The sequence below is a fragment of the Paraburkholderia lebeckiae genome, from assembly GCF_050436225.1.
GTDB lineage: Bacteria > Pseudomonadota > Gammaproteobacteria > Burkholderiales > Burkholderiaceae > Paraburkholderia > Paraburkholderia tuberum.
On sequence record NZ_JBNDLU010000002.1, the window covers coordinates 2,328,507 to 2,343,336 of the forward strand.

Consider the following 14,830-nt stretch of genomic DNA (forward strand, 5'->3'; position numbering starts at 1 on the left):
CCCGAAGGCGCATGCCCACGATTTTCCGATTCTTGCTGGCCATAGCGCTACGTGCCAATACCTGAGAATTTAACGGCAGCGCGCCATTGTCGCAATACTTGTGAAGGTTCGCGTGGGTCGCCGGTCAGCCCCACGTCGATTGCGCGTGGGGCTCTGGCATCAGCGCTGGCCGTTCAGAAAGTCGAACCAGTCGTGCGCAAAAGCGCAGCCGTGATCAGGAATGCCCGAACCGGCCAGCGTCTTGTCGAAGTAAGTCCTGGCTGGCTCAGGGATCTCATCCAACCGCACGTAACGGTAGCCTGCGTCATTTACGTGAACCGTCACCTCAGGTGTGGCGGGTCGCGGTGGCAGGGCTTCGCGGCCCTGATTTAGGGCCGCCGCAACACAGCGCGCAACGAGATCCCATGCGCTGCCCGCCCATCTCGGATAGGCGCGCACCGTGGCCCGCTCGCCAACCTGCCGGAGCACCGCATCATCCAGGGCGACCCGGTAGTCCGCGAGTGCGCCGCCACTCACGCGCGCGATGTCCGCCGTCGCGATGACCCGCTTTCCGTCTTCCCGTCCACCGGGCAGCAATTCAATGGTAATCCGAAGCATCCGCTCATCCTTGTGTTTGTCTCATCCGGTGCCGCAGTCCCACTTCGCAGTAGCTGTTTGAGTACCGACCACCCGGTCCGAACATGTTTCCCGCGTCCCGTGCCTCGGGTTTCTGAGACCGCACTTCTTCCCGTGACAGAAAAACACGGGGGCTGGAAGGCTTCGGCCGGCGCGCCCTCCCCCTACGCTATAGCTGGGAACAGTTCTGCGAACAGTGCGCGCTCATGCAGAACCACCGCCATGCGCGAGACGTTGCGGGCCATAGTAACGACATCGCACAGCTTCTGTGCGGTCCAGGCAGCGCGATGTGCCGCCTCAACCATTAGCGAAAGTGAAGTTCCAGATGTGAGCCCCGGAAAGCGGGCGGCCAGGATCCGCCGAGCCTTCTTGTCATCCAGAACCACACTCCCCAAACCGTCCACTGCCATTGCAATGGCAGCACTCTCGCCATCGTCTAGGGTATCCGTCGATGGGCCACTCAGCAAGGATAGGTACGTTTCATACGCCTGCCCTGGCATGCGGCAGAGCTTTAGACATCCCGCGTCGAGCAGCGGTTGCAACGGGGCGCTTTCAGCGCGCTGCCCTGGCATGCGTCGCACTTCTGCCGCGGTGCGCTCCTCAACCCAGCATGGCACATCAAGCGCCTCGAGTAGTTCTTTCGGGATGCCCGTTCCGAGAAGATTGAACAGAACACTCGCATCCAGAACCAAAGGCCCGTCTGGAAATTTACTAGATGGCAAGCTCAAGCTCATCCCCTTCGCCTTCCGGAGCGACGTGCGCCAATACATCTCGCACCGAGCCCAAGTCCAGCTGCAGCTTCCTGGCTATCTGTTGTTCGGATAACAGGCCCTTTTCGAATGCTTCCGCCGCAAGTAGCATAGTTCGCGGGGTAAACCGGCTTACCGCCTCCGGTTCGTCCAGTTCACGCCGCACTTCTTCGAGGTGTTGCGTTCCCAGGCCCTTCTCTTTCAGGAGTTCGAAGGTGCCTTTAGGCAACAGGGCCAATCCTTCCAGGCGACGCGTCATCGCCTCGATAGAGGTATGAAAGTACACCGCCATCGCGAGAAGTTGACGGACCGAAAACTGTTTCGCAGCATCGCGTAGCTCGGCCGCCTTCCTTCTGACCGTCATTGCAGGCATCAACAGAGAGCGCGCGAAAGCATCGCAGAACCTCTCTTCCCGGTCACCCGACTCAATTTCCGTAGTGTGAACAACCACACCGGATCGTCGGAGTAACGCGTGACAAAGCTCGTGAGCAATTGTGAGGCGTCTGCGCGCCGCAGGATGAACCGCATTCACGACGATGAATCCGCCAACCGACTCGTCGTATGCGAAAGCCCCACTGATCCGAGGAGGAAGGCCACGCTCGAAGACGCGCAAGCCCATGTCGAGTTCGACAAGGGAAATGAGGTCAGGTATGGGACCCAATCCAATACCCAGGCGCTGCCGAATCGCGAGTGCGACGTCCTCTGCCTGCTGTTCTACCGACATCGACTTGCTAATGGAGATGACCGGTAGGTCGGGCTGAAGCAGCGGTCGTTCAAGCATGGTTTCCAGCTCGACCGACGCAGCGGCGAGTTTATTCAGAAGCAAATGCGCTGCGGCGCTGTCTGCGTCATCATTTACGTGAGAACGGAACTTCAACTCCATATCCAGGCTTGGAGTGCCGTCAGCAAGCAGCTCACTTTCCGGTACAGAATACAGCTCAGCAAACGACCGCATCTCCTCGGGCGAAATCGCCCGCTTGCCGTTCTCGATGGCAACAACCGTCGTGCGCGCGAATCCAAGTTTTTGTGCCGCTGCTTCCTGCGTCATCTTCGCTAGCGAGCGGGCGCTTTTCAGTCTCGGCCCCAAGACTTCGGGGCGGACCTTCAGTTCGATAGCCATGCTATCCCCTCGCGGTTCGTGAAATCCATGAGCTTTCACCACACGCGGAAAGGAAATCCATCCACTCCGCAGCGTGGCAGTCAACTAGCCTCGTCAGGCTATTCGTCGTGTGTTCAATACTGCCAGGAACAAATCGGGCTAGGTCAATTGCGGCAGTTTGGACCGGTTTACCGCCGGACTCGACAGCGAAATCAGCGAGACGTTGCATGTCCCTCGCCCCGTTCCTCGCAAGATCCGAGAAGAATGCCATTTTGACCTTCCCCTCACCAGGCCGCAGCGCAGCCGCGAGCGTCTGTGCCGTCAAGTCACAGAAGAGGTACTCCGTTGCGTCGTCCAGATTCATAAAGTGTTCGGCGGAGCGCCTAAGAAGACAATTTCCGCATACACCGCAATGAAATAGCTGACCGTCGCGTGAGGTGAGTCGCGCATCACATGAGCAAGAGCGGTGCGCGTTCAACACTGCGCGTACGTCTTCACCGGCATCCGATAGCGCGCGCAAAACACGGCCTTTCGTTTCGAAAAGCGCCGGATGATAGAACTCCACCCGCGCCCCGGTCAATGCTTCGATGAAACGGGAAAGCTTCTTCGTGAAGCCTGGGTAGCAACTCCGGTGCTTCGGCTCATGTCCTGTGGTGACCAATGACCCGCCTATGCTGCCCTGGCCGTTCTCGGGAATCATGACCCTGTTCGCTCCCGACTCAATCGCACCGAAACTGGCGAGAAGATAAAACAGGAATGGCCGCGACCTGAAGCTGGGCTCCGCTCGCCGCGTCGTCTTCACAGCCACCGGGAGCCGAAGGTACTGAACGCCCTCGGACACCTTGCATCTCGATCCATTGCCTTTGACTACGCCTGACGCACGTGCGTCAGCATAGATGCAAACAACTTCGGTATTCGGTTGCGCAAGCTGCCACAGCCGGACTTGTCCGTACGAGTCCAATCCATGGCTGAACGGAACAAACAGAAGCTCGCGATTGCTTAATGAGATATTGTTTAAAGGCGACTGCTCCAGCGTCGGAGGAACACCCGTTCGCTCAGTAAAGGAGAACGACCAGACGTCTCCGGTCAAATAGTTCAGGCAATGGGCAAGTGCATCCTGAACCGACGACTGGAGCCAAACGTTCCGTTTGAAAACGGGCAGTTCGATATGCAAGCGACGCCCCCATCCCTTCGAGTGATGGCGCATCAAGCTTCGGTCGGCATATTTGACCGCACCGATCAACGTCATCAGGTCGTGAGCGAGACCATCCGACTGGCGGAAACAATACGCCGAGAGGCGGTCAGGACGCACAGTGATATCCACCCCGAGGCGGACCAGGTGCGCCTTGGCTGTTTTGTGTGCGGGCCCGTCCGTTACCCGGAAGGTGGCCGAAGGGGCTTGGTCGCGCGAGGCCTGAAGGCTCATAAACCTAGTTTGATATCTAGAGGCAGATCGAGCATTGGACCTTTATCGAGCTTCTTGCACAGACGGGGAGCCGGCTCCGCGGTGAAGTCGATATCCGCCGCAAGTTTGGTCATGGCCCGGCGCAATTGAAAGCTCTGTGATTCGTTGAATTCGTCTGCAACAGATAACGCGCAGTGTTCGATACCGTGCCGCGCGCAGTCGCCAATCACAGCAGAGCGGACGGCTCCCACCAGCTTGTCTATCGGGCCACCATACGCAACCCGGCGAGCGACTTCACAGACATTTCGCTCGACTGGCGTCTTTGCACTTTGCTCGAAGTCGTCCACGACGGCGAGAACACTGTCGATACTGAACAGGTCCCTCCGAGCCACTTCGACTTTTAGAGCCAGCTCCGCGAACCACGTTGGGCGTACGCCATCCTCCCATTCACGACAGGCAGCACGATGGATTTCCAGCACCGCTTCAGCCTTGTCCGGCTTCTCAACGGCACGCACGGCCTTCCGCCAATGCGGCCTCAAGGCAACTGTCGTATGCAGGTCATCACGCATCTGCACTCCCACTGGAGTTCGCACACCTGCAGAGTACGGCATATTCTGACAATGTCAACGAGAAATTTACTTCTTGAATGACATTGTCAGCAGCGCGCCTGACTGAACTGGATGCCGCTCAGGCTCCGACTGCCAGCCGACCAGATTCGGGCCGACAGCGCGAGCCATACTGCAGGCAAAGGTCAGTTCGCGTGCAGGCAAGCCTGCATAGCAGGCTGCTCTCGACCCAACAGAATGAATGGAACAACAACGTCGAGAATGATCTTTCGACCTGCCTTCCCATGAAGGACGTCGCGTTTGCTCACCATGAGTGAGCGAATGACCCAGCGGCTCGGATTTGCGTCGACGAATGGACGCAGCGCCGCCTTCGGACAATCAGGCTGGGCCCACTTCGGGTAACGAAAGCCACGGGACATGTCCGGTGGGAGCAGCGCATGGAACTCTCCCTTTTGCCGCTCCTCATTAGTCGCGCGCTCGTTACGACCGGTGTAAGCGCGTGCTTCCAGCAACCCGAGATTGTCGGAACTCTTGTTTGCATCGAGAGCGAACCGGCGCCCGCGAGCCCGGGCACGGTCCAGTACCGGCACGACGACTGGAATAAGAATAGGTGCCGCGCTCGTCAGCAAGGAGGCGCGGATTCAGATTGCGACAAGCGGCGTGACGCGAGGGAGCCTTGGCATTAGGGTGATCAAAAGCTCGCGCACCCGACAAATCTGCTGTCAAACCAAGTATCTCGAGACCGCTCAAAATTGCCGATGAAATTGCGCGGCGCACAACGACTTTTCCCGTTGCTGCAGACTTTGTTGTCTCTGAACTCGGTTATTCCCGTTGCTGCAGACTTTGTTGTGTCCCAATACGACCAAAAAAAAGGCGTCACGTTGCCGCGACGCCTTAAAAAGTTCTAGCCATTCCGAGGGCCGTGCTAGAACCTGAGAGAAGGTATTCGAAAGGCGCAAGCGCATTGGACGGGCAATCGATCCTGGATTCTGGGATTTTCCGCTCGCGCGCACCAAAATGCTGCGGAGACAAAGCGACTTTCGAAATGAGGTTCCATTTTTTATGGTTATGCTGACTAAGTCAAGCAAAAAGTTTTAGTTGACCATCGATCGGCAATTTCTTCCGATACAATGACTTTTCTTAAATATATATGAATGGGTGCCCCGGTTTCGAGATGCCCCTGTCCTCTGTGAGCGGCCGTCAACAGTTGCCGCACGAACAATTTGAAATGCTGTTCCAAAAAAACGCATGAACCGATCCACTCCGAACCAACCCGTCGCCGCCAAGGTCCACGCCAGCAAAGACCGAGACGGCCCAGGCGATGAAGTCACCGCGCTCGCGCGCGGTCTGACCGTACTGCGCGCCGTCGCGGCCGCGCACGCACCGCTCAGCAATCGCGAACTCGCCGAGTTGACAGGCATCCCGAAGCCCACCATGTCGCGCATCACCGCGACGCTCGTGGGCACCGGTTTTCTGCTGCGACTACCCGACAGCGAGCGCTTCGTGCTGACCTCGTCGGTGCTCGAACTGAGCAACGGCTTTCTGCGCAACTTCGACATCCGCTCGCGCGCGCGGCCGTTTCTGATCGAACTCGCGGAACGCACTGCGTTGTCAGTGCATCTCGCGGTGCGCGACCGCTACGACATGGTCGTCATCGACGCGATCCGGCCGCGTTCGGCGGTGCTCGTGTCGCGACTCGAAATCGGTTCGCGCATGAGTTTGACGCGCACCGCGGTCGGCCGGGCGTACCTCGCGGCGCTCGCGCCACCCGACCGCGACCGTCTGCTGGTCGGCCTGCAGACGGCCGAAGGTGACGATTGGGGCTATATCGGCAGCCGTCTCGCAAGCGGGATCCAGGACACCCTCGAGCGGGGCTTCGCAATCGCCACCGGCGAGTGGTACAACGGGCTGAACGCGATCGCGCTCGGCTTCGTCGGACCGTCGGGCGAGCGCTACGCAGTCAATTGCGGCGGCTCGGCGGACCAATGTCCGCGCGACTGGCTGATCACTCACGCCGCGCCCGCGCTGCTCGAATGCATCGACAAGATCGTACTGGAGATCGGCGGCACGCCGGGGCGCCGGCTCGACGAATAAGCCGTCGGCGGCAACGGGCGCCAAACGGCGCCCCGCGCGGATCGAACCCGGCGCCAGCCGCCCGCGATCCGCGAGAGTGGCGACGGCGGCCCGCCCTCGCCCGACAATTCGCCGACATCCTGTAACCTTCGTAATCAACCGAAAAATACGCGGCTGGACTGTTACAGACGCCGCAACGTACGATCACGCATCCCGTCGCGGGACCGCGCGCCGCGAGCCGTGAGCGCCGTCGAAACGGCCGCGTCCAGCCGTGATGATTCCGCATTGCGTTAACATCTCTGTCCCGCGCCTCGGGTAGCATCGCGCTGAACATTGCGCGGCGCCCGCCGCCACGACCGCCTGACATGCCGCCCATGTGGGCCGCCGCCCTTCGAATGGCGGCGACCGCATCGGCGGCTCACATCATCAGCCAGCCACCCGACCGAACCGATGGACGAACAACAAAAGCACCCGGAAACCCAACGCCCTGCCGCATCCCAGCCGTCCGCGAACGGCGCGCAATCTAGCGCGCCCGGCGCGGTGAAACGCCACCGCGGCCGGACCGTCGCGCTGATCGTCGCGGCGCTGGTCGTGCTCGGCGTCGTGCTGTGGCGCTGGCATCCGTGGGGCGGGCCCGGCAGCGGCGCGAGCGCGCCGGGTGCGGCGAGCGGCGCGCGCAGCGGCCGCTTCGGCCGCGGCGGTCCGAACGCGATGGCCAACATGGCGCAGCCGGTGCACGTCGCCGCCGCGACGCAGGGCGAGATGCCGGTCGTGCTGACCGCGCTCGGCACGGTCACGCCGCTCGCCACCGTCACCGTGCTGCCGCAGCTCAGCGGTGTGCTGCAGGACGTCTATTTCAAGGAAGGCCAGATGGTCAAGAAAGGCGACGTACTGGCCCAGATCGACCCGCGTCCGTACGAAATTTCGCTGCGCAACGCCGAGGGCACGCTAGTGCGCGACGAGGCGCTGCTCGCCACTGCACGGCTCGATCTGAAGCGCTATCAGACGCTGCTCGCGCAGGACTCGATAGCAAGTCAGCAGGTCGACACCCAGGCGTCGCTGGTACGGCAATACGAGGGCACCGTGAAGGCCGACCAGGCGAACGTCGACAGCTTCAAGCTCGACCTCGTGTACGCGCGCATCACCGCGCCGGTGTCGGGACGCGTCGGTCTGCGCCAGGTCGACCCGGGCAACTACGTGACCTCGGGCCTCACCAACGGCATCGTCGTGATTACGCAGCTCGATCCGATCAGCGTGGTGTTCACGACCTCCGAAGACAATCTGCAGCAGATCATCCAGCACACGCAGAACGGCGAGTCGCTATCGGCCACCGCGTACGACCGCAGCAACATGCATCCGCTCGAAGTCGGCACGCTAAAGACGATGGACAATCAGATCGACACGACCACCGGCACGATCAAACTGCGCGCGATCTTCGAGAACAAGGACAACGGCCTGTTCCCGAACCAGTTCGTCAACACTCGCCTGCTCGTCGATACGATCAGGAACGCGGTGATCGTGCCGACCTCGGCGGTGCTCAACGGCTCGATGGGTACCTTCGTGTACGTCGTGAAGGCCGACAACACGGTCACCGTGCGCCAGGTCAAGGTCGGCCCGGTCGACGGCGAGCGCACCAGCATCCAGTCGGGCCTCGCGGTCGGCGAGCGCGTCGTGATCGACGGTTCGGACCGGCTGCGCGAAGGCGCGAAGATCACGATTCCGGCCGAGCGGCCGCGTGGCGCGTCCGGCGCGAGCGCTCCGGCGGGCGCCTCGGCCGCCTCGGGCGCGCACGCGCATCGCGGCCGGCACGCGGCGCAAGCATCGCAATAAAGTAAAGGCACGGCACTTACCGCATGAATCCATCCCGCGCGTTTATTCTGCGTCCTGTCGGCACCGCGCTGCTGATGGCGGCGATCATGCTGGTCGGCCTCGTCGCGCTGCGCTTTCTGCCGCTGTCCGCGCTGCCCGAGGTCGACTATCCGACGATCCAGGTGCAGACCTTCTATCCGGGCGCGAGCCCGGACGTGATGACGTCCTCGGTGACGGCGCCGCTCGAGAGGCAGTTCGGGCAGATGCCGTCGCTGAACCAGATGTCGTCGCAAAGCTCGGCCGGCTCGTCGATCATCACGCTGCAGTTCAGCCTCGACCTGCCGCTCGACATCGCCGAGCAGGAGGTCCAGGCGGCGATCAACGCGGCAGGCAACCTGCTGCCGTCCGACCTGCCCGCGCCGCCGATCTACGCGAAGGTCAACCCCGCCGACGCGCCGATCATCACGCTCGCGATCACGTCGAAGACACTGCCGCTCACGCAGGTGCAGGATCTCGCCGACACGCGTCTCGCACAGAAAATTTCGCAGGTCGCGGGGGTGGGTCTCGTCAGCCTGTCGGGTGGCCAGCGCCCGGCGATCCGCATTCAGGCGAACCCGCGCGCGCTCGCCGCGTACGGCCTGAATCTCGACGACCTGCGCACCACGGTCTCGAACCTGAACGTCAACACGCCGAAGGGCAATTTCGACGGCCCGACGCGCAACTACACGATCAACTCGAACGACCAGCTGACCGACGCCGACGAATACAAGAGCGCGGTGGTCGCGTACAAGAGCGGCCGTCCGGTGATGCTGACCGACGTCGCGAACATCGTCTCAGGTCCGGAGAACACCAAGCTCGGCGCGTGGGTCGACAACACGCCCGCGATCGTCCTGAACGTGCAGCGCCAGCCGGGCGCGAACGTGATCCAGGTGGTCGACAGCATCAAGGCGCTGCTGCCGCAGCTGCAGCAGTCGCTGCCCGCCGCGCTCGACGTCCAGGTCGTCACCGACCGCACCACGACGATCCGCGCGTCGGTGCGCGACGTGCAGTTCGAACTGGCGATGTCGGTCGTGCTGGTCGTGCTGGTCATGTACCTGTTCCTCGCCAACATCTACGCGACGATCATTCCGAGCCTGTCGGTGCCGCTGTCGCTGATCGGCACGCTCGCGGTGATGTACCTGTGCGGCTTCTCGCTCGACAACCTGTCGCTGATGGCGCTGACCATCGCCACCGGCTTCGTCGTCGACGACGCGATCGTGATGATCGAGAACATCGCGCGCTACGTCGAGCAAGGCGACACGGCGCTCGAAGCCGCGCTGAAGGGCTCGAAGCAGATCGGCTTCACGATCATTTCGCTGACGGTCTCGCTGATCGCGGTGCTGATTCCGCTGCTCTTCATGGGCGACGTGGTCGGGCGCCTGTTCCAAGAATTCGCGATCACGCTCGCGGTGACGATCGTCATCTCGGCGGTCGTGTCGCTGACGCTCGTGCCGATGATGTGCGCGAAGCTGTTGCGCCACACGCCGCCGCACGACAGTCACCGTTTCGAGGCGAAGGCGCACCGCTTCATCGACTGGGTGATCGCGCGCTACGCGGTCGCGCTCACGTGGGTGCTGAACCGTCAGCGCTCCACGCTGGTCGTCGCGGTGCTCACGCTGGTGCTGACCGGCCTGCTGTACGTGTACGTGCCGAAGGGCTTCTTCCCGGTGCAGGACACCGGCGTGATCCAGGCGATCACGCAGATGCCGCAGTCGGTGTCGTTCGCGTCGATGGCCGAGCGTCAGCAGGCGCTCGCCGACCAGATCCTGAAGAACCCGGACGTCGAAAGCCTGACCTCGTTCATCGGCGTGGACGGCACCAACATCACGCTGAACAGCGGCCGCATGCTGATCAACCTGAAGCCGCGCGACGACCGCAGCAATACCGCGAGCGAGGTGATCCGCCAGTTGCAGAAGGACGTCGCGCACATTCCAGGCGCCTCGCTCTACATGCAGCCGGTGCAGGACCTGACGATCGACTCGACTGTCAGCCCGACGCAGTATCAGTTCATGCTGACCGATCCGAACATCAGCGAATTCACCACGTGGGTGCCGAAGCTGGTCGACCGGCTCAAGCAGTCGCCCGAGCTCGCGGACGTCGCAACCGATCTGCAGGACAACGGCCGCTCGGTATTCATCGAGATCGACCGCGCGACCGCCGCGCGCTTCGGCATCACACCGGCCACCATCGACAACGCGTTGTACGACGCGTTCGGGCAGCGCATCATTTCGACGATCTTCACGCAGTCGAACCAGTACCGCGTGATTCTCGAAGCGCAGCCGACGATGCAGCACTACACCACGTCGCTGAACTCGATCTACCTGCCCTCTTCCACGTCGACGGGCGGCCAGGTGCCGCTATCGTCGATCGCGAAGTTCATCGAGCGGCCCGCGCCGCTGCTGGTCACGCACCTGAGCCAGTTCCCGGCCACCACGGTTTCGTTCAACCTCGCGCCGGGTTCGTCGCTCGGCGCAGCCGTGCAGGCGATCCAGCGGGCCGAGAAGGACGTCGGTCTGCCCGCGTCGTTCCAGACGCGCTTCCAGGGCGCGGCGCTCGCGTTCCAGGCGTCGCTCGCCAACGAGCTGTTCCTGATCCTCGCCGCGATCGTCACGATGTACATCGTGCTCGGCGTGCTGTACGAGAGCTTCATCCATCCGATCACGATTCTGTCGACGCTGCCGTCGGCCGGCGTCGGCGCGCTGCTCGCGCTGCTGATCACCGGCCACGATCTCGACATCATCGGCATCATCGGCATCGTGCTGCTGATCGGTATCGTGAAGAAGAACGCGATCATGATGATCGACTTCGCGCTCTACGCCGAGCGCGAGGAAGGCAAGCCGCCGCGCGAGGCGATCTACCAGGCGTGTCTGCTGCGCTTCCGGCCGATCCTGATGACCACGCTCGCCGCGCTGCTCGGCGCGCTGCCGCTGATGCTCGGCACCGGCGCGGGCTCGGAGCTGCGCCGGCCGCTCGGTATCGCGATTGCCGGCGGCCTCATCGTGAGCCAGCTGCTGACCCTGTTCACGACGCCGGTGATCTACCTTGCGTTCGATTCGCTCGGCCGCCGGCTGCGCGAGCGCTTTAACCGAGGCGATTCGTCCGGTAGCGCCACGCCGCCGGCCACCGATGCAGGGAACTGAGCGATGAACCTGTCGCGTCCGTTTATCTCCCGCCCGGTCGCCACCACGCTGCTGGCGATCGGCATCGCGCTGTCGGGCGTATTCGCGTTCACGAAGCTGCCGGTCGCGCCGCTGCCGCAGGTCGACTTCCCGACCATCTCGGTGCAGGCGACGCTGCCGGGCGCAAGCCCGGAGACCGTCGCGACGAGCGTCGCGAGTCCGCTCGAGCGGCATCTCGGTTCGATCGCCGACGTCACCGAGATGACGTCGCAGAGCTCGGTCGGCTCGACGCGCATCACGCTGCAGTTCGGCCTGAACCGCAACATCGACGGCGCCGCGCGAGACGTGCAGGCGGCGATCAACGCGGCGCGCGCCGACCTGCCCGCGAGCCTGCGCAGCAACCCGACCTACCACAAGGTCAACCCGGCCGACGCGCCGATCCTGATTCTCGCGCTGACGTCGAGCACGCTGACGGCGGGCCAGCTCTACGATTCGGCCGCGACGGTGCTACAGCAGTCGTTGTCGCAGGTGCAAGGGGTTGGCGAAGTGGATGTCAGCGGTTCGGCGAATCCGGCCGTGCGCGTCGAGTTGCTGCCGCATGCGCTGTCGCATTACGGCATCGGCCTCGAGGACGTGCGCGCGGCGCTCGCCGCGGCCAACGCGAACAGCCCGAAGGGCTCGATCGAGTTCGGCGAGAACCGCGTACAGCTATACACCAACGACCAGGCGAGCAAGGCGTCGCAATACAAGGACCTCGTCATTGCCTATCGCAACGGCGCGCCGGTCAAACTCTCCGACATGGGCGAAGTCGTCGATTCGGTCGAAGATCTGCGCAATCTCGGTCTCTTCAATGGCAAGCGCTCGGTGCTCGTGATCCTGTACCGGCAGCCGGGCGCGAACATCATCGAGACCGTCGACCGCGTGAAGGCGATGCTGCCGCAACTGCACGCGTCGCTGCCCGCCGACGTCGACATCGCGCCGACCTCGGACCGCTCGACGACGATCCGCGCGTCGTTGAGGGACACCGAGCGCACGCTCGTGATCGCGGTCACGCTCGTCGTGATGGTCGTGTTCCTGTTCCTGCGCAACTGGCGCGCCACGCTGATTCCGAGCGTGGCCGTGCCGATCTCGATCGTCGGCACGTTCGGCGCGATGTACCTGATGGGCTTCTCGATCGACAATCTGTCGCTGATGGCGTTGACCATCGCGACCGGCTTCGTCGTCGACGACGCGATCGTCGTGCTCGAAAACATCTCGCGCCACATCGAAGACGGCGTGCCGCGCATGAAAGCGGCGTTCCTCGGCGCGCGCGAGGTCGGCTTCACGGTGATGTCGATCAGCATCTCGCTGGTCGCCGTGTTCCTGCCGATCCTGCTGATGGGCGGCATCGTCGGGCGGCTGTTCCGTGAGTTCGCGCTGACGCTGTCGCTGGCGATCGCGGTGTCGCTGGTCGTATCGCTGACGCTCACGCCGATGATGTGCTCGCGCCTGCTGCACGAGCCGCACGAGAAAGAACAGGAAAGCCGCTTCGGCCGCTGGCTCGAACGCGGTTTCTCATCGATGCAGCGCGGCTACGAGCGCACGCTCGGCTGGGCGCTACGGCATCCGCTGCTGATCGTCCTCGTCCTGCTGCTGACCATCGCGCTGAACATCGCGCTCTACATCATCGTGCCAAAGGGCTTCTTCCCGCAGCAGGACACGGGGCGGCTAATCGGCGGCATCCAGGCCGACCAGAGCACGTCGTTCCAGGCAATGAAGGGCAAGTTCTCGCAGATGATGGAAATCGTCAGCAAGAATCCGGCGGTCGACAGCGTGGTCGGCTTCACCGGCGGCCGGCAGACCAACTCGGGCTTCATGTTCGTGTCGCTGAAGCCGAAGAGCGAACGCAAGCTGTCCGCCGACCAGGTGATCCAGCAACTGCGCGCGCCGCTCGGCGACGTGGCCGGCGCGCGCACGTTCCTGCAGGCGGTGCAGGACATCCGCGTCGGCGGCCGGCAGTCGAACGCGCAGTATCAGTTCACGCTGCTCGCCGACTCGACGCCCGATCTGTACAAGTGGGGGCCCAAGCTCACCGAGGCGCTGCAGGCACGCAAGGAGCTCGCGGACGTGAACTCCGACCAGCAGCAAGGCGGTCTCGAAGCGATGGTGACGATCGACCGCGCCACGGCATCGCGCCTCGGCATCAAGCCCGCGCAGATCGACAACACGCTGTACGACGCGTTCGGCCAGCGCCAGGTGTCGACGATCTACAACCCGCTGAACCAGTATCACGTCGTGATGGAAGTCGCGCCGCGCTACTGGCAGAGCCCGGAGATGCTGAAGCAGATTTTCGTCAGCACGTCAGGCGGCAGCGCGAGCGGCGCGCAGACCACCAACGCGCCGGCCGGCACCGTGACGTCCAGAGCGACCAGCACGTCGACCACGACGAGCGCGGCAACCGGCGGCACGGCCGCCACCACCGCGACGAGCGCGGCCAGCATCGCAGCCGACTCCGCGCGCAATCAGGCCATCAATTCCATCGCGGCGAGCGGCAAGTCGAGCGCGTCGTCGGGCTCGGCGGTGTCGACCGCGAAGGAGACGATGGTGCCGCTGTCGGCGATCGCGAGCTTCGGGCCGGGCACCACGCCGCTATCGGTCAATCACCAGAGCCAGTTCGTCGCATCGACGATCTCGTTCAACCTGCCGCCGGGCGTGTCGCTGTCCACCGCCACCCAGGCGATCTACGACACGATGGCCGAAATCGGCATGCCCGCCACGATTCACGGCAGCTTCCAGGGCACCGCGCAGGCGTTCCAGCAGTCGATGTCCGACCAACCGATCCTGATCCTCGCCGCGCTCGCGGCGGTATATATCGTGCTCGGCATCCTGTATGAGAGCTACATCCACCCGCTGACGATCCTGTCGACGCTGCCGTCCGCGGGCGTCGGCGCGCTGCTCGCGCTGCTGCTGTTCAAGACCGAGTTCAGCATCATCGCGCTGATCGGTGTGATCCTGCTGATCGGCATCGTGAAGAAGAACGCGATCATGATGGTGGACTTCGCGATCGACGCGTCGCGCAAGGGAATGTCGTCGCGCGACGCGATCTACCAGGCCTGTCTGCTGCGCTTCCGGCCGATCATGATGACTACCTTTGCCGCGCTGCTCGGCGCGTTGCCGCTCGCGTTCGGCAGCGGCGAAGGCGCGGAGATGCGCGCGCCGCTCGGTATTTCGATCGTCGGCGGGCTGATCGTCAGCCAGATGCTGACGCTCTATACGACGCCGGTCGTCTATCTGTACATGGATCGCATCCGCGTGCGCTGGGAGGCGAGAAAGGCACGGCGCGCGGGTGGCGCGGCGCCGACGTCGTCATGATGTAG

Annotated in this window: 10 protein-coding genes; 4 read left to right on the forward strand and 6 right to left on the reverse strand. The window is 63.2% G+C overall.

The genetic code is table 11. The features are described from left to right. Positions 1-159 precede the first annotated feature (159 nt). The 6 genes from OKW45_RS25355 to OKW45_RS25380 all read right to left on the reverse strand — a co-directional run bounded on the left by OKW45_RS25355 (position 160) and on the right by OKW45_RS25380 (position 5,063). Positions 160-597, reverse strand: coding sequence for a hypothetical protein (locus tag OKW45_RS25355; RefSeq protein WP_018418494.1), 438 nt, complete (start codon positions 595-597; stop codon positions 160-162). A gap of 182 nt (positions 598-779) precedes the next feature. Next, positions 780-1,349 (reverse strand): PIN domain-containing protein, encoded by a 570-nt coding sequence (locus tag OKW45_RS25360; RefSeq protein WP_429471793.1) that lies wholly within the window; start codon positions 1,347-1,349, stop codon positions 780-782. After that, a complete protein-coding gene (locus OKW45_RS25365; protein WP_018418496.1) occupies positions 1,327-2,484 on the reverse strand; it encodes an ImmA/IrrE family metallo-endopeptidase in 1,158 nt (385 codons plus the stop codon). The genes OKW45_RS25360 and OKW45_RS25365 overlap by 23 nt, the downstream gene beginning before the upstream one ends. 1 nt (position 2,485) lies before the next feature. Then, entirely contained in the window at positions 2,486-3,889 is a 1,404-nt protein-coding gene (locus OKW45_RS25370; RefSeq protein WP_018418497.1) for an adenine nucleotide alpha hydrolase family protein, read from the reverse strand. After that, positions 3,886-4,437 (reverse strand): hypothetical protein, encoded by a 552-nt coding sequence (locus tag OKW45_RS25375; protein WP_018418498.1) that lies wholly within the window; start codon positions 4,435-4,437, stop codon positions 3,886-3,888. Before OKW45_RS25375 ends, OKW45_RS25370 begins: the two co-directional genes overlap by 4 nt. 182 nt (positions 4,438-4,619) lie before the next feature. Further along, complete coding sequence (locus OKW45_RS25380; RefSeq protein WP_162633903.1) at positions 4,620-5,063, reverse strand: hypothetical protein; 444 nt, start codon at positions 5,061-5,063, stop codon at positions 4,620-4,622. 619 nt (positions 5,064-5,682) lie between these two features. On the opposite strand from OKW45_RS25380, the gene OKW45_RS25385 reads away from it, so the two are divergent. The 4 genes from OKW45_RS25385 to OKW45_RS25400 all read left to right on the forward strand — a co-directional run bounded on the left by OKW45_RS25385 (position 5,683) and on the right by OKW45_RS25400 (position 14,825). After that, the gene (locus tag OKW45_RS25385; protein WP_429471795.1) at positions 5,683-6,528 is read left to right on the forward strand and encodes an IclR family transcriptional regulator; all 846 of its coding nucleotides are present in this window, start codon (positions 5,683-5,685) and stop codon (positions 6,526-6,528) included. Between the two features lie 429 nt (positions 6,529-6,957). Continuing rightward, complete coding sequence (locus OKW45_RS25390; RefSeq protein ID WP_429471797.1) at positions 6,958-8,337, forward strand: MdtA/MuxA family multidrug efflux RND transporter periplasmic adaptor subunit; 1,380 nt, start codon at positions 6,958-6,960, stop codon at positions 8,335-8,337. A gap of 23 nt (positions 8,338-8,360) precedes the next feature. Next, positions 8,361-11,495 carry an MdtB/MuxB family multidrug efflux RND transporter permease subunit gene (locus tag OKW45_RS25395; protein WP_429471799.1) on the forward strand — a complete coding sequence of 1,045 codons (3,135 nt, stop codon included), beginning with the start codon at positions 8,361-8,363 and terminating at the stop codon, positions 11,493-11,495. Positions 11,496-11,498: 3 nt separating this feature from the next. Then, positions 11,499-14,825: an efflux RND transporter permease subunit gene (locus tag OKW45_RS25400; RefSeq protein WP_429471802.1), complete on the forward strand. Its 3,327-nt coding sequence runs from the start codon at positions 11,499-11,501 to the stop codon at positions 14,823-14,825. Positions 14,826-14,830 lie beyond the last annotated feature (5 nt).

What these genes read in the sequence shown, in the direction of transcription:
- OKW45_RS25400 (WP_429471802.1), top strand. Translation starts at nt 11,499, where the DNA reads ATGAACCTGTCGCGTCCGTTTATCTCCCGCCCGGTCGCCACCACGCTG.
- OKW45_RS25390 (WP_429471797.1), top strand. Translation starts at nt 6,958, where the DNA reads ATGGACGAACAACAAAAGCACCCGGAAACCCAACGCCCTGCCGCATCC.
- OKW45_RS25385 (WP_429471795.1), top strand. Translation starts at nt 5,683, where the DNA reads ATGAACCGATCCACTCCGAACCAACCCGTCGCCGCCAAGGTCCACGCC.
- OKW45_RS25355 (WP_018418494.1), bottom strand. Translation starts at nt 597, where the DNA reads ATGCTTCGGATTACCATTGAATTGCTGCCCGGTGGACGGGAAGACGGA.
- OKW45_RS25395 (WP_429471799.1), top strand. Translation starts at nt 8,361, where the DNA reads ATGAATCCATCCCGCGCGTTTATTCTGCGTCCTGTCGGCACCGCGCTG.
- OKW45_RS25365 (WP_018418496.1), bottom strand. Translation starts at nt 2,484, where the DNA reads ATGGCTATCGAACTGAAGGTCCGCCCCGAAGTCTTGGGGCCGAGACTG.
- OKW45_RS25360 (WP_429471793.1), bottom strand. Translation starts at nt 1,349, where the DNA reads ATGAGCTTGAGCTTGCCATCTAGTAAATTTCCAGACGGGCCTTTGGTT.
- OKW45_RS25375 (WP_018418498.1), bottom strand. Translation starts at nt 4,437, where the DNA reads ATGCGTGATGACCTGCATACGACAGTTGCCTTGAGGCCGCATTGGCGG.
- OKW45_RS25370 (WP_018418497.1), bottom strand. Translation starts at nt 3,889, where the DNA reads ATGAGCCTTCAGGCCTCGCGCGACCAAGCCCCTTCGGCCACCTTCCGG.